General features: G+C 61.3%; 17 protein-coding genes and 1 pseudogene. 12 read left to right on the forward strand and 6 right to left on the reverse strand.

Annotated elements, in window-relative coordinates:
- Positions 1-132 precede the first annotated feature (132 nt).
- A complete protein-coding gene (locus ACMGFM_RS12830) occupies positions 133-5,214 on the forward strand; it encodes a beta strand repeat-containing protein (RefSeq protein WP_436903036.1) in 5,082 nt (1,693 codons plus the stop codon).
- A gap of 18 nt (positions 5,215-5,232) precedes the next feature.
- Here ACMGFM_RS12830 and ACMGFM_RS12835 read toward each other — a convergent pair whose 3' ends face one another.
- Entirely contained in the window at positions 5,233-6,510 is a 1,278-nt protein-coding gene (locus tag ACMGFM_RS12835; RefSeq protein WP_436903037.1) for a hypothetical protein, read from the reverse strand.
- 62 nt (positions 6,511-6,572) lie between these two features.
- Complete coding sequence (locus ACMGFM_RS12840; RefSeq protein ID WP_436903038.1) at positions 6,573-6,953, reverse strand: DUF5820 family protein; 381 nt, start codon at positions 6,951-6,953, stop codon at positions 6,573-6,575.
- A gap of 303 nt (positions 6,954-7,256) precedes the next feature.
- Here ACMGFM_RS12840 and ACMGFM_RS12845 point away from each other — a divergent pair, with 303 nt between their 5' ends.
- The 7 genes from ACMGFM_RS12845 to ACMGFM_RS12875 are packed head-to-tail and all read left to right on the forward strand — an operon-like array spanning position 7,257 to position 15,837.
- Positions 7,257-9,326, forward strand: a complete 2,070-nt coding sequence (locus ACMGFM_RS12845; protein WP_436903039.1) for a PrkA family serine protein kinase — start codon at positions 7,257-7,259, stop codon at positions 9,324-9,326.
- A 7-nt stretch (positions 9,327-9,333) separates the two neighbouring features.
- Positions 9,334-11,613, forward strand: a complete 2,280-nt coding sequence (locus ACMGFM_RS12850; protein ID WP_436903041.1) for a PrkA family serine protein kinase — start codon at positions 9,334-9,336, stop codon at positions 11,611-11,613.
- Positions 11,604-12,926: a YeaH/YhbH family protein gene (locus tag ACMGFM_RS12855; RefSeq protein ID WP_436903043.1), complete on the forward strand. Its 1,323-nt coding sequence runs from the start codon at positions 11,604-11,606 to the stop codon at positions 12,924-12,926. The genes ACMGFM_RS12850 and ACMGFM_RS12855 overlap by 10 nt, the downstream gene beginning before the upstream one ends.
- Complete coding sequence (locus ACMGFM_RS12860) at positions 12,919-14,931, forward strand: SpoVR family protein (protein ID WP_436903045.1); 2,013 nt, start codon at positions 12,919-12,921, stop codon at positions 14,929-14,931. The genes ACMGFM_RS12855 and ACMGFM_RS12860 overlap by 8 nt, the downstream gene beginning before the upstream one ends.
- A 40-nt stretch (positions 14,932-14,971) precedes the next feature.
- Positions 14,972-15,352, forward strand: a complete 381-nt coding sequence (locus ACMGFM_RS12865; protein WP_436903047.1) for a secondary thiamine-phosphate synthase enzyme YjbQ — start codon at positions 14,972-14,974, stop codon at positions 15,350-15,352.
- 48 nt (positions 15,353-15,400) lie between these two features.
- Positions 15,401-15,601: a hypothetical protein gene (locus ACMGFM_RS12870; RefSeq protein ID WP_436903049.1), complete on the forward strand. Its 201-nt coding sequence runs from the start codon at positions 15,401-15,403 to the stop codon at positions 15,599-15,601.
- A 38-nt stretch (positions 15,602-15,639) separates the two neighbouring features.
- Positions 15,640-15,837 (forward strand): hypothetical protein, encoded by a 198-nt coding sequence (locus ACMGFM_RS12875; protein WP_436903050.1) that lies wholly within the window; start codon positions 15,640-15,642, stop codon positions 15,835-15,837.
- Here ACMGFM_RS12875 and ACMGFM_RS12880 read toward each other — a convergent pair whose 3' ends face one another.
- The gene (locus ACMGFM_RS12880) at positions 15,838-16,899 is read right to left on the reverse strand and encodes a DRTGG domain-containing protein (RefSeq protein WP_436903052.1); all 1,062 of its coding nucleotides are present in this window, start codon (positions 16,897-16,899) and stop codon (positions 15,838-15,840) included.
- On the reverse strand, positions 16,896-18,992 hold the full coding sequence (locus ACMGFM_RS12885; RefSeq protein ID WP_436903053.1) for an acetate--CoA ligase family protein: 2,097 nt from the start codon (positions 18,990-18,992) through the stop codon (positions 16,896-16,898). Before ACMGFM_RS12885 ends, ACMGFM_RS12880 begins: the two co-directional genes overlap by 4 nt.
- Before the next feature lie 106 nt (positions 18,993-19,098).
- Here ACMGFM_RS12885 and ACMGFM_RS12890 point away from each other — a divergent pair, with 106 nt between their 5' ends.
- Positions 19,099-20,019: an SDR family NAD(P)-dependent oxidoreductase gene (locus tag ACMGFM_RS12890; protein ID WP_436903054.1), complete on the forward strand. Its 921-nt coding sequence runs from the start codon at positions 19,099-19,101 to the stop codon at positions 20,017-20,019.
- Here ACMGFM_RS12890 and ACMGFM_RS12895 read toward each other — a convergent pair.
- Positions 20,016-22,676: an efflux RND transporter permease subunit gene (locus tag ACMGFM_RS12895; protein WP_436903061.1), complete on the reverse strand. Its 2,661-nt coding sequence runs from the start codon at positions 22,674-22,676 to the stop codon at positions 20,016-20,018. The two genes, ACMGFM_RS12890 and ACMGFM_RS12895, sit on opposite strands and share 4 nt — an antisense overlap.
- Before the next feature lie 221 nt (positions 22,677-22,897).
- On the opposite strand from ACMGFM_RS12895, the gene ACMGFM_RS12900 reads away from it, so the two are divergent.
- Positions 22,898-23,773 (forward strand): alpha/beta fold hydrolase, encoded by an 876-nt coding sequence (locus tag ACMGFM_RS12900; protein ID WP_436903056.1) that lies wholly within the window; start codon positions 22,898-22,900, stop codon positions 23,771-23,773.
- A gap of 195 nt (positions 23,774-23,968) precedes the next feature.
- Here ACMGFM_RS12900 and ACMGFM_RS12905 read toward each other — a convergent pair whose 3' ends face one another.
- Positions 23,969-24,322 carry a hypothetical protein gene (locus ACMGFM_RS12905; RefSeq protein WP_436903057.1) on the reverse strand — a complete coding sequence of 118 codons (354 nt, stop codon included), beginning with the start codon at positions 24,320-24,322 and terminating at the stop codon, positions 23,969-23,971.
- A 278-nt stretch (positions 24,323-24,600) separates the two neighbouring features.
- Between ACMGFM_RS12905 and ACMGFM_RS12910 the strand changes: the two genes are divergently transcribed.
- Both ACMGFM_RS12910 and ACMGFM_RS12915 read left to right on the forward strand, forming a co-directional pair.
- Positions 24,601-25,035, forward strand: coding sequence for an NUDIX hydrolase (locus ACMGFM_RS12910; RefSeq protein ID WP_436903058.1), 435 nt, complete (start codon positions 24,601-24,603; stop codon positions 25,033-25,035).
- Positions 25,036-25,170: 135 nt separating this feature from the next.
- Positions 25,171-25,758, forward strand: a pseudogene (locus ACMGFM_RS12915) (ABC transporter ATP-binding protein); the annotation flags it as partial.
- Between the last annotated feature and the right edge of the window lie 105 nt (positions 25,759-25,863).

The raw sequence follows: 25,863 nt of genomic DNA on the forward strand, positions 1-25,863 counted from the left end.
ATTTTCTCCCGAAATGTGCTATATGTTGTATTCATATCTTGCCGGCAAATAGAGTGGAAAAACAAAGCTAGAGTTTCAAATGATGTAGATTTAAATAGCATTAGGATATTGTCTTGAATGTGGGGTAGACACATGGGTGCTCGAAAGGCGGTAGGCCGTAGACGGAGGTATAATTTTACAGACACAGCGAGGATACTTGCAATTACACTTCTCCTCGTCGCAGTTGCCGGTGCTGGAATTGGGCTGGCACCGACGACTGCGACAGCCGACGCTTCGGTAACGGAGGCAGGTCCACAGCCGACGACCACTGGCTCGTTCTTCTTCGAGGACGAGCCGGATTTCACCGTCGAGGCGGAGGACACCACGATCGAGAGTGGCTCTAGCGGGACTGTCGACGTCGAAATTGAACCGACCGAAGACTCCGGATTCGGCGCGTTCATTCCGGATAACGAACGCATCAACTGGTTCGTTATAACCGTCGAATACAACGACGAGAAACTCGACTTCGAGGGCGTTGCGGGCTCACAGGTCGGCGAAGTGGAGGTGACCGAGAACAATCCCGGTCAGCTCACGATCGAGAACGGCTACGACTTTGGTGACTACTTCCTCGACCCAGACGAGGCACCAGCAACGCTCGCAGAACTCGAATTCTCCGCCAGCGACAACGCTAACGGAGAGGCCTCGGTCACGCCGACCGAGGACTCGAACGTCGGTTGGGGGCCGCCATTCCTGAAAGATCTTTCGAGCTTCCAGCACGACGTTGAGTACAAGTCCGGCACGCTGAATGTCGTCGGCTCTGACGGCGGTGACGACGGCGACGACGGAGACGGTTCGCCACAAACGACGCTGTCGGCAACGAACACCGGCGGCTTCATCTCCTTCGGGACGGACTCCGCAAGCGCGGCCCGCAGTGAGGGAATTACCTTCCCCGAAGAAGGAATTCAGATCGAAGCTGAGGTCAACGACGATGGCACTTGGGAATCGACAAGTGCCGAGTTCCCAGCGGTGACGACATCGGGCATCGAGGCCGAGGTTTCAGCCCCGAACGGTCTGACGGGTAAAATCGACACCGAGGAGAATTTCCTGACTGTCGAAGGCGAACTCGAAGTCAGTGTGCTCGGCGACGCTTTCAGCTTCTCCATCGCGCCGACCACCGGCAACAGTGGTGCACTGAGCGGGTCGGCCGACCTCAGCGCTGAGGGTGGCTCGGCCACAGTGGTCGACAACCAGTACATCGTCGATGACTCGACGGGCAACCTGCTCGTCGACTCACAGCTCGGCCTCCCGATCGAGGAGTCCGGACAGAACTGGCTCGAACTGCCACTGTCGGTCAGCATCTCACAGGCTGACGATGGCGGTGACGAGCCAAAGACTGGCTCGCTCGAAGTGAGCGCCAGCGACCAGAATGGTGGGGCTATCGAGGGCGCGACCGTCACTGTTGACGGCCAGACCGCCCAGACCGACGCCAGCGGTGTTGCGACGTTCTCGGGCCTCGCAACGGGCACGTACGACGTGACCGTCGAGGCCGAGGGCGAGAGTGCGAGTACCCAGGCAACGGTCGAAGCAGACGCGACGACGACCGCCGACGTGACCGTCGAACTGCCGCCGGAAACTGGCTCGCTCGAAGTCAGCGCCAGTGACCAGGACGGCAACGCACTCGACGGCGCGACCGTCACTGTTGACGGCCAGACCGCCCAGACTGACGCAAGCGGTGTTGCGACGTTCTCCGGCCTCGAAACGGGCACGTACGATGTGACTGTTGAAGCCGAAGGCGAGAGCGCAACCACGCAGGCAACGGTCGAAGCAGATTCGACAACCACGACCGACGTGACCGTCGAACTGCCTGCAGAGACCGGAACGCTCGAAGTGAGCGTCTCTGACCAGGACGGCAGCGCACTGGACGCAACCGTCGAGGTCGGCGGCAAGTCCGAAAGCACCGACAGCGGTGTCGCAACGTTCGATCTGGCACCCGGCGACTACGACGTGACTGTCGAGGCTGCGGGCCAGAGCGTCACGACACAGGCGACAGTCGAAGCAGACTCGACGACGACGGCTGACGTGACCGTCGAGGTCGAACAGGTTGCTGTCGAGAGCTTCCGCGCGGAGAGCAGCGGCGGATTCATCTCCTTCGACGAGACGAGCCTCGACAGCGCAATCGCGGAAGGGCTGTCCTTCCCGGACGGCTCCGGTGACAAGGACCCGATCGTTATCGAAGCGCAGGTCAACGACGACGGCACCTGGGAGTCGACGACGGTCGATTTCCCACTTTTGAACACGGCCGAAGACGGTAGCGGTTTCGACGCCAAGGCAACCGCCCCGAACGGCCTCGAAGGGACGTTCAACCCAACGACCGGCGTCGCCACCGCAGAAGGGACGCTTAAAATCGAACTGCCGCTGACCGGCGATAGCTTCAGTTTCGACATCGCGATGACCACCGGAGTCAGCAACGGAGCAGCGACCGACGATGGGCTCGAAGGCACGTTCAACGTCAACAAGGACAGCGGGACGCTCGCCTTCGTCGACAACGAGTACACGGTGCCGGAGCCGACCGGCAACCAGCTACTGGACACGCAACTCGGCCTCCCGATCGAAGAGCCGGGTCTTGCGTGGCTCAAACTGCCGCTGGACGTTGACTTCGAGTCATCGTCCGGATCACAGACTGGCTCGCTCGACGTGAGCGCCAGTGACCAGAACGGTGAGGCTATCGAAGGCGCAACGGTTAGCGTCAACGGCCAGACCGCCCAGACTGACGCCAGCGGTGTTGCAACCTTCTCTGGCCTCGAAACCGGCACGTACGACGTGACTGTTGAAGCCGAAGGCGAGAGCGCAACCACGCAGGCAACGGTCGAAGCAGATTCGACGACCACGACTGATGTGACCGTCGAACTGCCGCCGGAAACTGGCACGCTCGAAGTCAGCGCCAGTGACCAGAATGGCAACGCACTCGAAGGCGCAACGGTCAGCGTCAACGGACAGACCACCCAGACTGACGCCAGCGGTGTTGCGACGTTCTCTGGCCTCGAGACGGGCACGTACGACGTGACTGTTGAAGCAGAGGGCGAGAGCGCAACCGCGCAGGCAACGGTCGAGGCAGATTCGACAACCACGGCCGACGTGACTGTCGAACTACCACCGGAAACTGGCACGCTCGAAGTGAGTGTTTCCGACCAGGACGGCAACGCACTCGATGCGACCGTCAGCGTCAACGGTCAGTCTGGCAGCACCGACGGCGGTGCTGTGAGCTTCGAGTTGACTCCCGGCGACTACGACGTGAGTATCGAGGCTGCGGGTCAGACCGTCACGACGCAGGCGACGGTCGAAGCAGGCTCGACGACAACAAAAAGTGTCACCGTCGAGACCGAGCAGATTGCCGTCGAAAGTTTCCGTGCGGAAAGCAGCGGTGGATTCATCTCCTTCGACGAGACGAGTCTCGACAGCGCAATCGCGGAAGGACTGTCCTTCCCGGACGGCTCCGGTGACAGCGAACCGATCGTCATCGAAGCCCAGGTGAACGACGACGGCACGTGGGAGTCGACGACTGTCGACTTCCCGACGCTGAACACGGCCGAAGACGGCAGTGGCTTCGACGCCGAAGCGACGGCCCCGAACGGTCTCGAAGGGACGTTCAATCCGACGACCGGCGTCGCCACCGCAGAGGGGACGCTCAAAATCAAACTGCCGCTGACCGGCGACAGCTTCAGTTTCGACATCGCAATGACCACCGGGGTCAGCAACGGAGCAGCGACCGACGATGGACTCGAAGGTGCGTTTAACGCCGGCGAAAACAGTGGTTCGCTTACCTTCGTCGACAACGAGTACACGGTGCCGGAGCCGACTGGCAACCAGCTACTCGACACGCAGCTTGGCCTCCCAATCGAGGAGCCTGGTCTTGCGTGGCTCAAACTGCCGCTGGACGTTGACTTCGAGTCATCGTCCGGACCACAGACTGGCTCGCTCGATGTCAGCGCCAGTGACCAGAATGGAAACGCACTCGAGGGCGCAACCGTCACTGTTGACGGCCAGACCGCCCAGACTGACGCCAGCGGCGTCGCAACCTTCTCCGACCTCGAAACGGGCACGTACGACGTGACCGTCGAGACTGGAGAACAGACCGCCACGACGCAGGCAACGGTCGAAGCAGATTCGACGACCACGACTGACGTGACCGTCGAACTGCCGCCGGAAACTGGCTCACTCGAAGTCAGCGCCAGCGACCAGGACGGCAACGCTATCGAAGGCGCAACGGTCAGCGTCAACGGCCAGACCGCCCAGACTGACGCCAGCGGCGTCGCAACCTTCTCTGGCCTCGAAACGGGCACGTACGACGTGACCGTCGAGGCCGAAGGTGAGAGCGCAACCACGCAGGCAACGGTCGAAGCCGACGCAACGACGACGGCCGACGTGACCGTCGAGCTACCGGCCGAGACTGGTTCGCTCGAAGTGAGCGTCTCCAATCAGGACGGTGCAGCGGTCGAAGACGCGGCCGTTAGTGTTGCAGGACAGTCTGCCCAGACCAACGCCAACGGTGTTGCGACGTTCTCGGGCCTCGAATCGGGCACGTACGACGTGACTGTCGAAGCCGAGGACAAGAGCGCGAGGACCCAGGCAACAGTTCAGAGTGACTCGACGACGATGGTCGCTGTCGCCCTCGAACTGACCCGGTCGTACAGCTTCACCGCCACCAACACTGGTGGATTCATCTCCTTCGACGAGACGAGCCTCGACAGTGCTCGTGCGAATGGCATCGCCTTCCCGACAGAAGCAGAAGACGGCGAGGGAATTGTCATCGAGGGTCAGGTTGAGGGCGACCAGTGGGAATCCACGAACGTGTCGTTCCCGACGCTGACCACGTCCAGCAACTTCGACGCCAAAGCGACGGCCCCGAACGGGCTGCAGGGGACCATCGACCGCGAGAACAACGAAATGACCGCGACGGGAACGCTCAAAGTGACGCTTCCGCTGACCGGTGACTCCTTCAGCTTCGAGGTCACCCTGGTCAGCGAGCTGAGCAACGGCACAGCGAGTGAGGACGGACTCGAAGGCAGTGCAGACTTCGAGAACAACCAGGCCACGCTGGTCGATAACGAGTACATCGTGCCAGAAGAGAGCGGCAACGCGCTGCTCGACGGCCAGCTTGGACTGCCGATTACCGAAGAGGAGAGCGGTATCGCCTGGCTCGAACTCCCGTTCGAGTTCGAGTTTAGCGACGAGTAACGTAGGCGCTCTTTTTTTTTAGACGAGTCGCTTTATTTCTCGCTCAAATTGCTCGGCGAACCGCGCTGCTGCATCGTTGTCGAGTGCGCTGTACATGTGCCGGACGACGAACCGAACGGTGGTCCCGACGGTGACGACGCCGATACTCAGCGGTGTCGCCTGCCAAGAGGGCGGCGAGAACCAGACTGTGGCGTCGTCGCCGACTCGCTGTTCGGGAATGCGGCCGAGATTCGACAGGAGCACGGTATCGACGAGCGCTTCGCCGGGGCCGCGCAACAGCGTCGGCGACTGACGTTTGAGACCGACCGGCGTCGCGTCAGGCACCAGTGCGAGCGATTCGAGCAGCGCGTCCGCGCGGTCTCTGATCTTGTCTGTCTGCTCACGGACCGTCTCCAGTGCTCGGGCTGGCTGTGTGCGCTGTGCGGCGCGTGTCCCAACGCTCCCGAACAGCGCGTACATTCCGACGACGTCGTAAAACCACGCTTTCGGCCGGAGATTGACGGGCATGAGTAGGCTAATCTTCCCCGAAGACGTCCCGTGGTCGTCGTTCCAGCGTTCGACGGCGAGGTGTGCGGCCGTCACGAGCACATCGTTGACCGACGCCCCCGCGGGCCGGTTCTCGAGAAGGGCTTCGGTCGTGTCTGGGTCCAGCACTCGGTGGACGAATCCCCAGCCAGACCGGTCGTCGTCCGTCTCGGTCGCTATCCTGGTCGGTGGGTCGAAGAGGCTTTTGAGGTGGCTACTCGCCGCACCCAGCGAGCGCAGACGATCACCCAGTCCTCCCGGACGGCGCTGTTCGACGAGTTCTCGTGCGTCTGCGAGTCCGACCGGTGGATCCGCCGGCTGGTCTCCTCGATAGCACTGCCAGAGTGTCCCGAGCAAGTCCAGTGCTCCGACGCCGTCTGTCGGGACGTGGCTCGTTGCCAGACAGAGCGTGTCCCCCGAGCGGTCTCGAACCACGAGCAGTCGAAAGGGCGGTGACTCCCGCAGGTCGATTCGCCCGGAGTAGTGAGTCCTCCGGGCCTCGGCCGCTTCTGACGCGGGGCACTCGACAATCGGCACCGCCTCGACCGTCTCGGGAATTTCCCAGACGTAGTCCGTATCGAGGGGGTTCGTGTCGCGCATCTGCGCCCGGGCGAGCGGGTGAATCTCACAGGCACGGCGAGCGGCGGCGTCGAGTCGGTCACGGTCGATTCGTTCGTCCGTCTCGAGTTCGAGCTGGATGTTCCAGGGCGTAAACATCTGCTCGATGTTGTAGATGGCCTCTTCGAGGGGGGTAAAGTGGAGGCTGGACATACAGGCTGGTTAATTGTTCTGCGCAGCGACATAAAATAACTCGTCTGTCCACGGTGGCCGAGTTACTCGCCGGTTAGCTCGTCAAGTTTGTCGAAATACGCCTCACGAGGCACCTGATACAGTTCTCGGTAGTCGATTTTACCGTCCGAGAACTGTGCGGCGAGTTCGTGGGCCGCCGGTTCAGCCTCCTCGCGGCTGTCGTATGCCTCGGCACTCATCGACACGTCTGGTTCGAGATACAGTTGGACGTACCACGATGCGTCGGGTGCCGGCGTGTTCCGGCCCGGTTTCCGGCTAGGTTTGCCCTTGCGGATATGAATCGTTGGCAAACAGGGGGCCGGGTAGGCGTCACTGTTGAACACGTCCGGCCGGTAGGTCAGAATCAGCTTCTGTGACTCTTCGTTCCAGACCCGCCAGCCCTCGGGAAGTTCCTCGTCGGTCATACCTAGTGTTCGTCCCGCTGTGTTATCAGTGGCCGCCCTCGGCCGTGGCTCAGCGGTCGTTTCCCACAGACGGCAGCGTCGTCGGCCTAATAAAAAACCTAGGACTGCCTACAGATTTATATACGCAGAGCACTGCTATATTGTCATAGCATCGGTAGTCATCGACACACACGCGTACAAACCCATCACTGCTTGCTGGGCCCCAATGCATGGTATGAATACACATAACAAAACCATGCCGCTGGAGGTGGCCTCCAGCAGTGCCGCGCGGCGGTCGGCCAGCAAGTCACCCACGGACCCACCATGAGTAAACAGAACACCCTCGAATCACTGAGTCAGGAGTACCGAGAGACGATTCCAAGCGACCTTCGTCGAACGCAATCGTTCGACTGGTACCTCGAAGAACTCCAGGAGGACCCGAAAATTGCCCGCAGTGCCCACCAGCGCATCGCGGATATGTTCGACTTTTACGGCACCGAATACGACGAGGAGAAAGGTGTCGTCGAGTACAAACTTGCCTCGGAAGACCCGCTCGAAGACGGAGAAAACACATTCTACGGCCGTGTGATCCACGAAGCGATCCACGAGTTCGTCAACAAGGTCAAATCCGGGGCCCGCGGCCTTGGTCCCGAGCGACGAATTCTGCTGTTGCTCGGACCGGTTGGCTCCGGGAAATCCGATTTCGACTCACAGACCCGCAAATACTTCGAGGACTACACGACCCGTGACCAGGGCCGGATGTACACATTCCGCTGGACGAACCTCTGTGACATTATCGAGGACCAGGACCCCGGCGACGACGTGGTCCGCTCGCCGATGAACCAGGACCCGTTGGTATTGCTCCCCGAAAAGCAGCGCAAGTCGGTCATCGAGGAGATGAACGAGGCACTGGACGCACCGTACACTATCCGCAACGAGCAGGCGCTCGACCCGGCCAGTGAGTTCTACATGGACCGACTGCTGGCGTACTACGACGACGACCTGCAGGCGGTGCTGGAAAACCACATCGAAGTCGTTCGTCTGCTGGCCGACGAGAACAAACGGCAGGCTATCGAGACCTTCGAGCCAAAGGACAAGAAAAACCAGGACGAAACCGAACTGACTGGCGACGTCAACTACTCGAAGATTGCCGTCTACGGCGAGTCTGACCCCCGGGCATTCGACTACTCCGGGGCCTTCTGTAACGCCAACCGGGGTATCTTCTCCGGCGAGGAGCTCCTGAAACTCCAGCGTGAGTTCCTCTATGACTTCCTGCACGCGACCCAGGAGCAGACGATCAAGCCCAAGAACAACCCTCGAATCGACATCGACCAGCTGATCGTCGGCCGGACGAACATGCCGGAGTACCGCGACAAGAAAGGCGACGAGAAGATGGAGGCGTTCAACGACCGGACCAAACGCATCGACTTCCCGTACGTCCTCTCCTACGACAACGAAGCTCTAATCTACCGGAAGATGCTCCGCAACGCCGACCTGCCGGACATCCGGGTCGAGCCACACACGCTAGAGATGGCTGGACTGTTCGGCGTGCTCACCCGCATCGAGGAACCCGACGCCGGCAGTATCGACCTCGTCCAGAAAGCCAAAGCCTACAACGGCGAGATCGACGAGACCGACGACATCGACGTGAAGAAACTACAGGAAGAAGCCGCCGAGAAAGTCGAAATCGGTGAGGGGATGACTGGTGTTTCTCCGCGCTTTGTCGGCGACGAGATAGCCGAAGCAATCATGGATTCGATGCACCGCAGTCGGAATTTCCTCTCGCCGCTGACGACGTTCAATCACCTCGAGGACAACCTCGAAAATCACGGCTCGATTTCCGACGAGATGTTCGAGACCTACTACCGCTATCTCGAACTCGTCCGCGAGGAGTACAAGGAGCGAGCCATCGAGGACGTCCGTCACGCCCTGGCCTACGACCTCGACGAAATCCAGCGCCAGGGCGAGAAGTACATGGACCACGTGATGGCCTACATCGACGACGACACCGTCGAAGACGAGATCACGGGCCGCGAGCAGGAACCAGACGAGCAGTTCCTGCGCAGCGTCGAAGAGAAACTCAATCTGCCAGAAGACCGCAAGGACGACTTCCGACAGGAGGTCGCAAACTGGGTCTCCCGGCGTGCACGCGAGGGCGAAACGTTCGACCCGCAGGATAACGACCGTCTCCGTCGCGCACTGGAACGCAAACTCTGGGAGGACAAGAAACACAACATCAACTTCTCGGCGCTGGTCTCCAGTGGCGAGATGGACGACGACGAGCGCAACCAGTGGATCGACGCGCTGATGGAGCAAGATTACTCCGAGGAAGGCGCGAAGGAAGTGCTCGAGTTCGCCGGCGCGGAAGTCGCCAAGACCGAGATGGAGGACTGACGGAGTGATGAGTTCCGACGAGTACATCGAGGCGGCCAACCGCGAACTCGACGAGGCCTACCAGCGCCCGCTGAGCCTCGACGAATACGTAACGCACCTGCTCGAGAACCCACAGCAGGCCGCCCACGCGTCGAAGTATCTGCTCAACGCAATCGAGAACGCGGGCACGCGCTCGGTCATCGAAGAGGGCGAGGAGAAGGAGCGATATCGCTTCTTCGACGACCCGTGGAACGACGGCGAACACGCTATCCTCGGCAATACGGAAGTGCTCAACCGTTTCGTCGACGACCTGCGCTCGATTGCTGCGGGCCGGGGGAAAGACGAGAAGATTCTCTGGCTCGACGGCCCGACGGCGACGGGCAAATCCGAACTCAAGCGCTGTCTCATCAACGGGCTTCGAGAGTACTCGAAAACCGAGGCCGGCCGGCGGTACACGATGGAGTGGAACGTCGCCGGCGTTAGCGACCAGCCGGGGATGACCTACGGTGACGAAGTCTCCTCGGACGAAGACGACTGGTACCAGAGTCCGGTCCAGTCACACCCGCTGTCGGTGTTTCCCGAGGACGTCCGAGCGAAACTCCTCGCCGAACTCAACGATCGCCTCGACGACCACATCCCCGTCCGGATGGAAGCCGAGATGGACCCATTCTGCCGGGAAGCCTACGAGTACCTCGAAGAGCAGTACCGCCGTGACGGCGTCGCGGACCTGTTTTCGGCCGTGACGAGTCCGGCCCACCTCCGGGTCAAAAACTTCGTCGTCGACGTTGGCCAGGGCATCGGCGTGCTCCACAGCGAGGACGACGGCCCGCCCAAAGAGCGACTCGTCGGCTCCTGGATGGCCGGGATGTTGCGCGAACTAGACTCGCGGGGCCGCAAGAACCCGCAGGCGTTTTCCTACGACGGCGTGCTCAGCCAAGGCAACGGCCTCGTCACGATTGTCGAGGACGCCGCCCAGCACGCCGATCTACTCCAGAAACTGCTGAACGTTCCCGACGAGAGCCGCGTCAAACTGGACAAAGGAATCGGGATGGACGTGGACACACAGTTGATCGTCATCTCGAATCCAGACCTGGAGGACCAACTCAATCAGCACGCCGACCGCAACGGGACCGACCCGCTGAAGGCGCTGAAACGGCGGCTGGACAAACACCAGTTCACCTACCTGACGAATCTTTCGCTGGAGGCTGAACTGCTGCGCCGCGAACTCACCGACGAGACGACTGTCTGGGACGCCACCAGCTGGGACCAACTCGAAGAGTGGATCCGCGAACCGGTCACGATTAGCGTTCGTGACAGCAGCGGCACCGTCACCGAACGCGAACTCGCGCCACACGCCATCGAGGGTGCGGCGCTGTACGCCGTCGTCTCACGGCTCGACGCCTCTGACCTGCCCGAGGATCTCGACCTGACCGACAAGGCGCTGTTGTTCGACCGTGGCTACCTGCGCGACGGCGACGAGCGCGTCGACATCGACGAGTTTGATTTCGAGGACGAAGCGACCGACGGGAAACACGGCATTCCCGTCACCTACACGCGAGACATCATCGCCGACCTGTTGCACGAGGATTCCGAGCGCTTCGACGAGGACCTGCCGGTCGAGGGCGTGATCATGCCACGGGACCTGATCAACGCGATGGCCGAACGGCTCTCCGACGCACCGGTGTTCTCGAACACTGAGGTCGCGGAGTTCGGCGAACGCGTCGCCCCGGTGAAAAACTACATCTTCAGCCAGCAGGAGGCTGACGTGCTCGACGCGATGATGCGCGACAAGCGTGTCGACGAGCAGACCGTCGAAGAGTACGTCGAACACGTCTACGCGTGGTCGGAGGGCGAACGCATCGAAAACGAGCGCGGTGAACTGGTCGAGCCAGACCTGCTGAAGATGAAAATCTTCGAAATCGAGCATCTGGGTCGGTTCAACGAGGACAACTACACCGGTGACAAGCCCCACGAGGAGGTCCGAGAGTTCCGCAAAGAGAAGATCATCACGGCACTGAACCGCCACGCGTGGCGCCAGCGCGACGCGGAGTTCCGGGTCTCTGATGTCAATCCCAAAGAGATTCCGGTCATTCGCGCGGTGCTTGGCACCCACGATTGGGACGATATCAAGCGAACGTTCGAGGATTTCGACCCGCGGCAGTGGGATAACCCACCGAGTGGGACCGAGACCGCAGACATCAAACGAGACACTATCGAGAACATGCAAGATCTGTTCGAGTACAGCGAGGCATCGGCAGAGCTGACGAGTCGGTACGTCATGAGCCAGGTGAGTTACAAATGGGACTGAGAGACGACCTCGACCGGTACAAAGAAGTTGGCGAGAACCGTCGACAGGACCTCTCAGAGTTCATCCAGTACGGTGACCTGGGCCAGAGCCGTCGCGACGAAGTCAAAATCCCGATCAAAATCATCGACCTGCCCGAGTTCGAGTACGACCAACGAGACATGGGCGGGGTCGGTCAGGGCGACGGCGGCACGCCAGAGCCCGGCGACCCAGTCGGCGAACCTGAGCCCGGCGACGAGGACGGCGAAGATGGCGACCCCGGCGAGGAGGGTGGTGAACACGAGTACTACGAGATGGACCCGGAAGAGTTCGCCGAAGAGCTGGACGAGCAACTCGGACTGGACCTCGACCCGAAAGGGAAGAAAGTCATCGAAGAGAAAGAAGGCGACTTCACTGACCTCACCCGGACCGGCCCAACTGGCACGCTCGATTTCGAGCGACTGTTCAAGAAAGGCCTGAAGCGCAAGCTTGCGATGGATTTCGACCGCGACTACGTGCGGGCGGCGCTGCAGATCGACGGCTGGGGGCCAGCGAAAGTCTTCGAGTGGGCACGACAGCAGGAGAATTTGCCCGTTTCTCGAGCGTGGATCGAAAGCGCGTACGACGAACTGTCTGGCGACGAGCGAGGCGTCTACGCCACCCTCGAAGAGATGGAAGCCGATGTCGAGCGGACGAGTACGGCCCAGCGGATTCGCCGCGACGGTATCGACCAGGTACCCTTCCGCCGCGAGGACGAACGCTACCGCTACCCCGAGATCATCGAGGAACGCGAGAAAAACGTCGTCGTCGTCAACATCCGGGATGTCTCCGGCAGTATGCGCCAGAAGAAACGCGAACTCGTCGAGCGAACGTTCACCCCGCTGGACTGGTACCTACAAGGGAAATACGACAACGCAGAGTTCGTCTACATCGCTCACGACGCCGACGCGTGGGAAGTCGAGCGCGACGACTTCTTCGGCATTCGCTCCGGCGGCGGCACCCGCATTTCGAGTGCGTACGAACTCGCTAAGGAGCGACTGGACGAGGAGTACCCATTCAGCGACTGGAACCGCTACGTGTTCGCGGCGGGTGACTCCGAGAACTCCAGCAACGACACCGAGGACAAGGTGATCCCGCTGATGGAGGAGATCGACGCGAACCTCCACGCCTACGTCGAGACCCAGCCTTCGGGCAACGCGATCAACGCCACTCACGCTGAAGAAGTTCAGCAACACTTCGGCGGCAGCGACGACGTGGCGGTGGCGTACATCTCCAACCCGGAGGATGTGACCGACGCCATCTACGAGATTCTCAGCACGGAGGAAGACAATGAGTGACGACACCCCCATCACGGCACCCGAAGACATCGAGATGCAACGCGAGGCCGAGCGCCTCGAAGAGCCAGTGCGAGAAGCGGCTGCGCTCGCGAAGAAACTCGGCCTGAACCCGTTCCCGGTCAACTACTGGATCGTCGATTACGACGAGATGAACGAGCTGATCGCCTACGGTGGGTTCCAGCAGCGGTACCCACACTGGCGGTGGGGGATGACCTACGACCGCCAGCAGAAGCAGGGCCAGTTTCTCGGCGGCAAGGCCTTCGAGATTGTCAACAACGACAACCCAGCCCACGCGTTCCTGCAGATCTCGAACACGCTGGCCGACCAGAAGGCAGTCATCACCCACGTCGAAGCCCACTCTGATTTCTTCGCGAACAACAAGTGGTTCGGGATGTTCTCGGAGGACCCCGACGCAGCGGCCCGACTCGCTCGCCACGGCGAAACGATTCAGGAGTACATGCAGGACCCAGAGATCGAGCGTGCCGAGGTCGAGAAGTGGATCGACCACATCCTCTGTCTGGAGGACAACATCGACCAGCACACACCGTATGCCCCGCTCGACCCGGACGACGACGTGGCGGCGGTCGACACCGAGGAACTCTCCGACGAACTCGGCGACCTGCAACTCTCCGAGGAGGTCCGACAGGAGGTCTTCGACGAGGAGTGGCTCGACGCCCAGCGCGACGACGACGACGCGACCACGTTCCCCGACGAACCACAGCGAGACATTCTTGCCTTCCTGCGAACCCACGGGATGCAGTACGACACCGACGCCGAGAAAGCCATCGAGATGGAGGAGTGGCAAAAAGAGATTCTCGAAATCCTGCGGACCGAGGCGTACTACTTCGCGCCACAGAAGATGACGAAAGTGATGAACGAAGGCTGGGCTTCCTACTGGGAGTCGTTGATGATGGCCGACGAGAACTTCGCAGCCAGCGACGAGTTCATCACCTACGCCGACCACATGTCGAAAGTGCTCGGCTCGGGCGGGCTCAACCCCTACAGCCTGGGCCTCCAGCTGTGGAAGTTCGTCGAGAACACTACCAACCGCCGCCACGTTGTCGAGGAACTGCTCTGTGTGGACGGCATCACCTGGCGGAACTTCCACGACACCGTGGATTTCGAGGCGGTGCTAGCCGAACTCGAACCTGACCCGATGGTCGCCAGTATCGACCCAGATACCCTCGACGAGTTGGACGCCGACGACCCACGGGTGGACGCCGAGGCACTCGAAGCCGCCCGAAACGGTAAGCTCGACCTGCAGCAGTACCCCTGGAAAGTACTTTCCTACGAAGGAATGTGCGAGCGACACTACTCGCTGACCAAGCCGGAGAACCGCGGGTTCGTCTCGCGTATTTCGATGGGCGAACTCGAACAGATTTCTCGGTACATGTTCGACGACTCGAAATACGACAGCGTCGAGGCGGCGCTGTCGGGGATCGACTACGCGGCCGGGTGGAACCGGATGCGCGAGATTCGCGAGAGTCACAACGACGTGACCTTCCTCGACGAGTTTCTCACCCAGGAGTTCGTCGACGAACACAACTACTTCACCTACGAGTACATGCAGTCTTCGGGTGATTACCGGGCCACCTCGACAGACTACCAGGACGTCAAAAAGAAGCTGATGTTGCAGTTCACCAACTTCGGGAAGCCGACGATTGTCGTCTCCGATGGCAACTACCGCAACCGCAACGAACTCCTCTTGGAGCACCAGTACAACGGTGTCGCGCTGGATCTCGGTCAGGCCAAAGACACGCTCCAGCGGGTCTTCGAGCTCTGGGGCCGCCCCGTTGCGCTGCGAACGATCTCCAAGGAGTACGACGACCACGACCTCGAGGTTGCCCGCCGGCGTGACCGCGAACCCGAACCCAAAGAGCAGGGTATCGAGATTCGCTACGACGGCAGAGAGTTCACTCGCGAAGATGTCGAGTGGTCCGAGGTCGAACACCTCGCGGCGACAGATGTCGATTACGACACCAAGCCCGAGGAGTGGCTGGCCTGAGGTCCCGAACTGTCTTTTTCGCCGCTGTCGTACCGCCGGCATGGACAGCTTCGAGGTCAGTACTGACAGCGAGTGCTCGGTTGTCGACATCACCGACCGCGTTGAAGACCTGATTCCAGCCGACGCCGACGGACGAGTCACGGTCTTCTCCGAACACACGACCGCTGGCGTCACGGTCAACGAAGCCGAATCTCGGCTGCTCTCAGATTTCGAGACAGCACTCGACGAGCTCGTTCCGGACGCTGGCTGGGCACACGACGAGATTGACGACAACGCTGATTCCCATATCCGTTCGCTGTTGATTGGCCCTGAGGTGACAGTTCCCGTCGCCGACGGCTCTCTGCAGTTGGGAACGTGGCAGTCGGTGCTGTTCGTGGAATGTGATGGGCCACGCCGGCGGAGGGTTCGTGTCGTCGTCTGAGCACGCCCAACCGAACTGCTCATTTATGCTGATGTGCAACTGGACACAATGGCAGGTGCACCGTCACCCGGACTGCTCGATTACGCTGCCGGCAGCTCTGCAGTTGTGCTTCTGTTTATCGCCTACGTCGTCTACCCGAATACGATCTTGCAGTACGGCGTGTGGCTGACGATTTTCACCATCTGGATGGCGTGGTTCGTCTACTACGGCACCAAGTGGATGTACGGCGTCGACGAGGAGCCATCGTAGTCGCTACGCATTTACCGGCCGCGCCCCATCTTTCTGGTATGTCTAGCCTGCTCTCTCGATACCGGTGGGATATTGCGACGTTTTCCGTATCGTTTGCGCTCGTCGTGTTTGCGTACGTCATTTACCCGACTGAACTCGCCCGCGTGGCGGCGTGGGCGAGCATCTTTTTCATCCAGGTCTGTTGGGTCGGCTACGTCGCCTACCGGTGGACCTGGGACGAACACACGCCCGCCTGATTAGCCGTCGAGAATCGCTTCGATAGACAGACTCTCGCTGAGCAGCGTTGCCATCCGTTCGATTGTCTCGGCGCTCCGCGCACGGCCAGAGCCAAGCACTCGTTCTGTCCGGTCGAGTGTCGTCCGGGTATCTGACTGCACGAGCAAAATCGGGACGCCCTCGCTCGTTGCCCTGCCGAGGACGGCCCGAGAGGGGCGGTGACCGCCAGTCAGAATCACGCAGTTGACGCCGCCAGCTTCGATTGCCGCCGTCTGGATATCTGACCGGTCGCCGCCGGTGACCACCGCGGCGTTGCGAGCGCGCCGGAGTTGCGTGAGCGCACCGGAGCTACTCATCGCACCGACGAGCAGCCGCTCGACACGCCCGTCGGTCGAGACAGCTGGGGTCAACAGCTCTGCGCCGATTCCGTCGGTCAACTCACCGACGGTGACGCTGCCGAGTTGTTCGTCGTGGGCCACTGCGCCGTAGCTGTGTACTCCTCGTCCGTCGAGAAACGGCATCGCGTCGTCGACGAGTTCATCGGCACGGTCTGGCGAGACATCGTTGAACAGTACGCCGGCGAGTCGGTCGCCAAACGCCCGTTTGGCGTCGAGCAGTTCGTCGACATCGCTCGCTTCAGTGTAGTCGCTGATGACGATGACTGCAGCGTCCAGCGCCTCGGCGATGTCGGCGTCGGTCAACTCGACGCTTCCGCCGGTCCAGTGGGCCGTCGACCCTTCCAGCAGCATGAGGTCTGTTCCTTCAGAGAGGTCGCTGAAGTTCTCCGCAATATCGGTCCGGAGCTGTGCCGGGTCGGCGCGGCCTCGGATGGCCTCCTGGACGAACGTTGGCGAGTAGACAACCGGTTCGAGCTGGTGCATCCCGGCGTCGAGGTCGAGCAGTTCCCGGGCGAGCATCGGGTCCTCGTCGCGAGTCTTGCCGACGACGCTCTCCAGATTCGTGCCTTTGGGCTTCATGTAGCCGACGGTCTGGCCGCGCTGTTGTGCCAGTTGCCCGAGTGCAACCGTAATCGCTGTCTTGCCTGTGCCGCCGGTCGTCGACGTGAACAGTAGTGTTCTCATAGTTTGTCTCTGTCGAGCGTCAGCCGCAAGTCGACCGCCAGTGCGCCGTCGGGGCCGGCCACGACGGGATTGATATCCAGTTCTGTAATCGCCGGGAAATCCACCACGAGCTGTGAAATCCGCCCAATCGTCTCGACGAGAGCCTGCCTGTTGGCTGGCTCGCGGCCCCGGGCACCGGCCAGCAGTGGGGCAGATTTGATTTCGTCCAGCATCTCTCCTGCTGCGCGTTCCGACACCGGCGCGACTCGGAACGCAGTGTCTTCCATCACTTCGACGAAGATGCCGCCGAGGCCAAACATCACCAGCGGGCCGAACTGTGGGTCTCTCGAGACACCGACGATGGTTTCGGTCCCAGCGTCGAGGTCGACCATCTCCTGTATCTGGACGCCGATAATCGAACTGTCTGGGTTGTAGTTGCGCGCCCTGACAACGAGGTCCTCGTAGGTATCGCGCACGGCTGTCTGGGGGACGCCTACCTCGACGCCGCCGATGTCAGACTTGTGGCTGATATCCGGGCTGACGATTTTCATCACCACCTCGCCGCCAATCTCGCTGGCGACCCGCTCGGCGTCGCCGGGACTGTCGACGACCGACCCCGCCGGTGTCGGAATGCCGTAGGCGTCCAGCAGTTCCATCGACTCGACACCGAGCTGTGTCCGCCCGCGGTCGGCGGCGGCAGTCAGTAGCTCCCGTGCTCGTTCGTACTCCACGTCGAACTCCTCCGGTTCGGAGACTTCGGTCGTGCGGATTGTTGCGTACTCCGAGAGTGCAGCCAGACTCCGCACTGCCCGTGCCGGGTCGAAGTAGGTGGGGATTCCCACCTCCCGGAGCGTCCCAGCGGCCGCCTCGGTATCCGAGCCACCCATCAACGACGCGGCAATCGGCGTCTCGTTCGCTCGCTGTAGCCGTACCGTCTCCGCGGCAAGGTCCTCGAAGCTCAGCGTTGCGGTCGGACAGGCCAGCACAACCACCATCCCGACCGACGGGTCCGCGAGCGCCAGTTCGATTGCCTCGGCAAAGCGCTCGGTGTCGGCGTCGCCAATGACGTCGATTGGATTGTAAATGTTCGCGCCATCGGGCAACGCTTCTGCGAGTTGGTCGAGCGTGTCGGCCTCGAACTCTGCGAGTTCCAGGTGCGTGTCTCCGACGGCGTCGGTTGTCATCACGCCGGGGCCGCCCGCGTTGGTGACGATGGCGACGCCGTCTGTCTCGGGCAGTGGCTGCCCGTCGAGAATCGATGCGAAATCGAATAACTCCTGCACCGAATCGACTCGGAGCACGCCAGCCTGTTCCAGACCGGCCTCGTAGGCCTTGTCGCTGCCCGCAATCGCACCGGTGTGGGAGGCGGCAGCAGACGCACCGGCTTCTGTGCGCCCGGATTTCACGACGACAATCGGCGTCTCGCGGCTCACGTCTCGTGCTGTCTCGACGAACTCGCGACCGTCTGCCACATCTTCGAGATACCCGAGGATGACGTCCGTTTCGGGGTCCTCACCCCACTCCTTGATGAAGTTTGACTCGTCCAGCACAGCCTTGTTGCCCAGCGAGACAATATCTCGGAATCCAAGGTCGCGGTCGGCCGCCCAGTCCAGCACTGCCGTGATGAACGCTCCCGACTGGCTCATAAACGAGATGGTTCCCGGGGTTGCCATCCGCGGCCCGAACGTGGCGTTCATCCCAACGCCAGTGCTCAACACGCCCAGTGAGTTCGGGCCGACGAGATTGATACCGTGTGTTTCGGCAATCTCGACCAGCTCGGCTTCGCGGGCTGAGCCCTCGCTGCCGGACTCGCTGAACCCTGCGGTGATGACAACCACGTTGTCGATGCCAGCACTGGCACACTCCTGGAGGACAGTGACCGCGATTGCAGCGGGGACGGCAACGACGGCCACATCGACGTCCTCGACGGCGGTCACGCTGTCGTGGCAGTCCAGCCCGAGTACCTGCTCGCGGTTCGGGTTGACCGCGACCGTCTCACCGCCGAAGTCTGCGAGCAGGTTGCTCGTAACCGCGTGCCCGACTGTGCCAGCCTCCTCAGAGGCCCCGACGACCGCGACCCGCTGTGGGGCAAACAGCGTCGATAGCTCACCCATCGATTGACGTTCGAGCCCCGGGCGATTATAGCTTCGCCTCCTTTCAGTTCAGCCATCGTTCTGTCGAACCGACAGGTAGATGAGCGTCCGAGCAAAGGCTCTCTGTATGTTCGGATTCTCTCGGCCACCCGAGGAACAGGCGAACGTCGCGGATGTGGACTGCTCCGAGAAGACCATACTCGTCACGGGCTCAACGAGCGGCATCGGGCGGGCCACGGCGCAGTCGTTTGGCCGACTCGGTGCACACGTCCTCGTCCACGGCCGCGACACGGAGGCCGGCGCGGACGTTGTCGACGAGATCGAGTCGACCGACGGCAGTGCCGAGTTTCTGCGCGCAGACTTTGTCGAGCCAGAGCAAGTCTCTGAACTTGCCGACACCGTCAGCGAGTCGGTCGAGACGCTAGATGTGCTCTGTAACAACGCTGGGGGGCTGTTCGAGACGGTTGAGCCAACCAGCCTCGGCGTCGACCCCGCGTTCCACATCAACCACCTCGCACCCTACCAGCTAACCGCAGAACTGCTCGACACGCTCGGACCGGGCAGCCGCGTCATCACGACAGCTTCAATAGCCCACCGTGGCACGACGTTGAATCTCGACGAACTGATGGAGATAGCGGGGCTGTCGACGGCCGCCGCATACGCGCGTTCCAAGCTCGCAAACGTCCAGTTTGCGGCCGAACTCGGCCGCCGACTGACCGCCGCTGGCCGCGACGTCACCTCGAATTCCTTCCATCCAGGTGTCATTCCGGGCAGCGAGTTCGGTCGCGCGTTCCCGGGTCTCAGCAGCGAACTGTTTCAGCTGTTCGACCAGTCGCCGTTTACTGAATCTGTCGAAGAAGGCGCGGCGACGCTGGTCTATCTCGGCGTGTCCGAGGAAGTCGCAGAGACGACTGGCAAGTACTTCGCGCGCCGCCGGGAGAACCGCCCGTCGCCGGACGCTCGTGACCGCACTGCTCAGCGGAAGCTGTGGGAAGAAAGCGCAAAAATTCTCGACATGGACGAACCGCTCGCGGACTACGCTGACTAGTCTGTCTGTCCGCCGTCAGCCGCTGTCGTCTCGTCTGTGGTTTGGCTGTCGGGAGTCTCTTCGTCGGGGAAGTATCCCGATGGGCCGAGATATCGCGTCCACAGTACCAACAGCGAGGGCAGGATCAACACGCTCGCGAGGAAGGCGTAGATGATCGTCAACCCGGTGATGATACCGAACTGGCGCAGTACCGGCAGGATGGCGAACACCAGCGTTCCGAAGCCACCGACAGTCGTCGCCGCACTCCCAAGCAGTGCGCCGCCGGTTCCCGTCACTGTGGTTTCCATGGCGTCCCAGACATTCTCCTGCCGTCGGAGTTCGAGTTCGTAGCGTGAACTGATGTGAATGCTGTAGGCAATCCCCAGCCCGACCGTTAGCGAGGTGATCGTTCCGGTCAGGGCGTTAAAGGAGATATCGAGCAGCCACATCGAGCCAAGAATCCAGGCGACCGAGAACACGACCGGTGCGAGCGTCACTACGCCCAGCGAGGCGGGGTTGCCCGTCAGCCGGTAGGCAACCGCCAGGAACAGGAACACCGCAACGAGGGTGATGACCAGTCCCTGAACGACCGTCGACAGCAGTGCGTCCTCAGTCTCGCTCTGGACGACACGGTCACCGGTCGCCGCTGCCCGCAGGTCGCCGCCACTGCTGGATTCGATACTGCTGGCAGCGCCCCGGAGGTCGCTCGTGATTGCCGAGCCAGTCGCGTCGCTCTGGACGGCGACGGTCAGCCGTAGCGCCTCGTACTCTCCGCTGTCGGTCCGATAGATGACCTCCGAGGCGGCCGGATTGATCTGGAATAGCTGGTCGTACAGCGCTTCGATATTCTGCTCGGGGACCGCCGCTGCCAGCTGCTGCGGTGTTGGGTTTTCGACCCCTGCTGCGGCGGCGAAGTTCTCTGCGAACTCACTCTCTGGGTTCGCGGCGGCAGTCTCTTGCATGACCAACAACGGCGAGCGAATATCTAGCTCTCCGTTCGGGAGCCTGAACGCTGTCTCGCTGTCTTCGAGGTCGGTGTTCGCTGCGTCGACCGCGCGTAACGCCCCATCACTTGCGACATCGCCGCGTATCAGTATCTCACCCTCGCTCCCTTCCTGCTGGAAGTTCGCAGAGATGAACTCCAGGTCCTCTTTGGCCTGATACTCACCGGGAGCGAACGGCTCGGGGAGGTCCTGGGTCCACGCCGGTGGGCTGTCGGCGAGGAAATCCTCCTGCTGGAAACTCGTGTCGACCTGGGTCGCGCCGGCAGCCCCGCCGATGGTCAACAGAAGCGTCACGACGACGACGCCGACCGGGAACCGTTTCGCCGCTGTTGCGCCGCTTGCAAGCACTCGTGAGAACCGCGACTCGCCGGTCCCGAAGGCTCGTTTCTTCCGGTCGATCCCGATTCGTTCGAGCAGACTGTCGAGTTCGACCTTCAGCGCGGGAATCAACGCGCCGAAGATGAGGAGTGCCGAAACCACACCAAATGCGCTGACAACACCGAAGTCACGGAGTGGGCCGATTGGGCTGGTCAGGTTGGCGAGGAAGCCAATTGCGGCCGTTGCCGTCACCCAGACTAGCGCCGCGCCGACACCGCCCAGCGCAAGCGTCATCGACCGCCGGATATTGTCGCTTTTTGTCTCGTCAGCGCGCATCTCGCGGTGGCGCATGAAGACGTGGATGGCGTAGTCAATCGACAACCCGATCAGCAACACCGGGACCGAGAGCAACAACTGGTTGAAGTTGATGCCAGCCCAGCCCATGAAGCCAAACGTCCAGATGAGCACCGCAAAAATCCCGGTGACACCAAGGATGATGTCGAGCAGGTCACGGTAGGCGACCACGAGCGCAAGCACGACGAACAACAGTGCCAGCGGGCCGACAATCGCACCACTGTCACCGAAGGACTGGTCGATTTCCTCGAAGATGATCCCTGCACCGAAGACTGTGTATTCGAGTTGGCCGCTGTCGTCGGCAATACTGCCCGAAATGTCACGCATATCGAGCTGGGCCGTTGTGATGTTTTCAGAGAAGCCATCCGGTGACTGCACCGACCCGCCGAACGTCTTCTGTTGAACGATCGTTACTCGGGCCGAGGCGGTGGTCGTCCCGGGCTCGTAACTACTCGCCATCAGCGAGAGCGCCGGAGAACTCGTGTTCTGGGTGAGGAGTCCGGGAGTCTCTGTCAGTAGCTCTTCTAGTGTCCACGGACTGTCGTCGATGCGTTCGATTGCCGCAATCTGTTCGTCGAGCGTCGGCGGCTGACGCTGTGCTGATTGCTGCCCGGACTGTTGGGGTTCCGGTTGTTGCTGCTGGCGAGCCAGCGCCTCTCGCTGGAGTTGGGCCTGCGCAACGAAGTTTTCCACGCCGAACATCGCGTTCTCGTCGGCGAGGGTCTGGTTAATCGACGGCGTTGCCCTGTACTCTTTCTGGACACGGAGAGATTCGAGTAACGCCTCCTGTGTCAGGACGTTATCGCCACGTTGGACCACCTGTACGACAGTCAGGTTATCGTCGCCCTGGAAGTTCGTCTGGATGTAGTTGCTGGCCTCTTGAGCGTCTGAGCCAGTCTCGAACTGAGAGGTGTCTGAGGATTGCTCGACCATCCCGGCACCGGCGCCGATGCCCGCGGTGGCGAGTAACATTACGACGATAATTATTTTACTGTACGACATCAGGAACTCGGCAAACCGCTGGGGAATATCAGTCACGGTTGCCCTCCGTAGAATCTGCCGGCTCTTGCTCTCATTCTGTCGTTAGTGAGAACGAATTGTCTGCGTAAATATCTGTTGTTAATATCCTACTGACAGCGTTTCGCACTCGGAAACACGGTGTGTTGTCAGGCTGGGAATGGTCCGCCAGCGCACTTTATATGGGCTCCGGCCCCAGACTGACTGTGACCGAGACACTCACCGCCAACGGCGTCGAGTTCACCTACCACCGCGAGGGCGACGGCGACCAACTCGCGCTCTGTCTCCACGGCTTTCCAGATAACGCACGCACATTCGAGCCACTCACTGACCCACTGATTGAAGCGGGTTACACTGTCGTCTCGCCGTATATGCGCGGCTACGGACCGACGTCGCTCGCTCCCGACAGCGAGTACTCCGCACGTGCCCTCGGCGCGGACGCGATTGCGCTCGCCGAAGAACTGCGCGACCGAGAAGGGTGTGACGAGGCCGTGTTGATTGGCCACGACTGGGGTGCCGTCGCGGGCTACGCGGCGGCGCGACAGGACCCCGAGCAGTTCTCACAGCTGGTGACGATGGCGGTGCCGCCCGGATTTTCTGCACTGGCGCTGTCCGCACCGCGACAGCTCTTCAGAAGCTGGTACATCTGGCTCTTCCAGTTCCCGGGTGTCGCCGAGCGGACGCTCACTGCCCAAGACTTCGCACTCGTCGAGGTGCTCTGGGCGCTGTGGAGTCCTGGCTGGGAGGACGACGACCACATCGAGTCGGTCAAAGAAACATTCCGCTCCGAGGGGACGCCCGAGGCCGCTCTCCAGTATTACCGGCAGTTTGTCAACCCAGCAGTCAAAGACCTCGCGCGTAACGGGCGACCGACGCTGGATTCGCTGCCGCCGATCGACGTGCCCGGTCTGGTTATCACGGGAGAACAGGATGGCTGTATCGGCGCCGAGTTGTTCGAGCGTGCTGCGGAGCTATTCACTGCTGAGTGTCGAGTCGTCAAAATCCGCGAGGCCGGTCACTTCATGCACCGCGAGCGACCGGCGGTGGTCGCTGAGGAAATTACGCAGTTCCTCGAAAACTAGGTCGGTCGTTAGCTGCGACGGCCCAGCGCGATGAAGCCAGCACTGAGCACCGCGATGACCGCTGTGAGCGCCCAGTCGCGTGTCACTCGACGCGCCGGGTTGTACTAGCGTCGCTCTCACGGCTGTTGACGAGCCAGGCTGACAGTTTGCCCGAGGCTGTGATCTTCTGCCGTCTTCAGTATCGGCGTGGTCGCGTCAGGATTCGTCGACGATGTACTCGAAGTGATGGCCCGGTGTCGTTGCTTTCCATTTGTCGATAGTGGACTTCGCTCCACAGTCCTCACAGGTGAGCCAGCCTTCGTAGCGACCCTCGTACTCTCGCGTGTACCGACACTCTGGACACTGCAGCGTCCCCTCGATTCGCCGGTCGGTTCCGTTGTCGATTCGCGGAACTGGTGGCAACTCTTCGGTGAGGATGGCGGACTCCTCGACGCGATACTCCGAGTCACCTGTCGTGACGACAAAATACTCCTTGTTTTGCTCCCAGACTGTCCCCCGTAACTGGGCCTCGGTCTCGCGACCCAGAATCTCGACGGTCACCTCGATCATGCTCGATAGTTCGCCCGCCTCCGACTAATACCCTCGCGCTGGCCTCGACGCGTACCTACCTCACCCATGAGCGACGGCGACGACCGGACACCAGCACAGCGGACTCAGGGGCTGTGTCGGGAGACTGACCTTCACCGACCCGCTGTGTCAGCGAGCTGTTTACAAAAAAATACGACGTATACGCAGGCAGCGGAAAGCGAGGCCTGCGTTCGACTATCGTCCTCGGCTGCAGCCAGAGAGCTTATGCCGTGTGTCAGATATAGTCAGAACAGAATCGTATGCCCAGCAACCCCGACTCCCGTGTCTCCGCAGCAACAGCCTACCGTGAGAGCGCGAAGGCGCTGTTAACTGCCGGTGAGCGCGTGCTGCTGGTCGCGGAACGCCACAGCGACGGGACGCCCTTCTGGACGCTGCCGGGCGGCGGCGTCGACGCCGACGAAACGCCCACAGAGGGACTCGCTCGCGAACTTCGGGAGGAATTGGGCTGTTCGGTTGCTGTCCGCTCGGAGCTGCCGCCGCTGTGGTACGCCCACACCGGTCCGGAACACGACGTCTCGCGGTGGCGTGTCTACCGCTGTCAGCAACAATCGACCATCGACCCAGACCTGCGGGCCGGCATTGTCGACGCCCGGTGGGTCCGCCCCGACGAACTCCCACCGGAGACGCTTCTTCACGTCCGGTATCTCCTCGACAGTGTTGACTACTCGCTCTAACTACAATCTCTGTCGTGGCACACAGACCTCGAAGCTGGGAGTATATTACGACAGATTGTGTAATACGTCTATGCCACGCTTCGATACAGTCGACACGCAGAGGTTGCCCGCTGCTATTCGGGCGGGCAGTGAGTCATGAGCACCAGTACAGCCATCGATGTCGACGGCCTCGAACTCGTCTACAGCGACGGGACAACCGCAGTCGACGGCGTCGAGATGACAGTCCCAAGTGGCGAGTTCTTCGGATTTCTCGGCCCGAACGGGGCCGGAAAGACGACCACGATCAAAGTGCTCGCGACGCTTCTGTCACCGACAGCCGGGACAGTCGAAGTCAACGGCTTCGACGTTCGCTCAGAGGCCCGAGCAGTTCGGGAGACGATTGGCTACATGGCACAGGAAACGAGTATCGACCCGGAACTCACCGCCGAGGAAAACATTCGGTTCGCCTGTGAGTCCTACGGTGTCCCACGAGGAGAGCGTGACGAGCGGGTCTCGGAACTGCTCGAGTTGGTTGATCTGGCAGACGTCGCCGAAAAACGGTCCGAAGAGTTCTCCGGCGGGATGAAAAAGCGACTGGACGCGGCGACGGCGCTGGTCCACCGGCCGCCGCTGGTCTTTCTGGACGAACCCACGACTGGACTCGATCCGAAAGCGCGCAACCGTCTGTGGGAGTATTTCCGACGGATCAACGACCGTGGGACGACCATCTTCGGTACTTCCCAATCGAGGGTTCGGAAGCCGAGTTGAATTGGTGTGAGCCGTTCAATCTTGGAACGGTAGCTCTGTGAATCGAAGCATCGGTCTGAACTGAACAGAGACAGCAATGAG

It is taken from the genome of Halovenus halobia (assembly GCF_051414135.1).
Lineage (GTDB): Archaea > Halobacteriota > Halobacteria > Halobacteriales > Haloarculaceae > Halovenus > Halovenus halobia.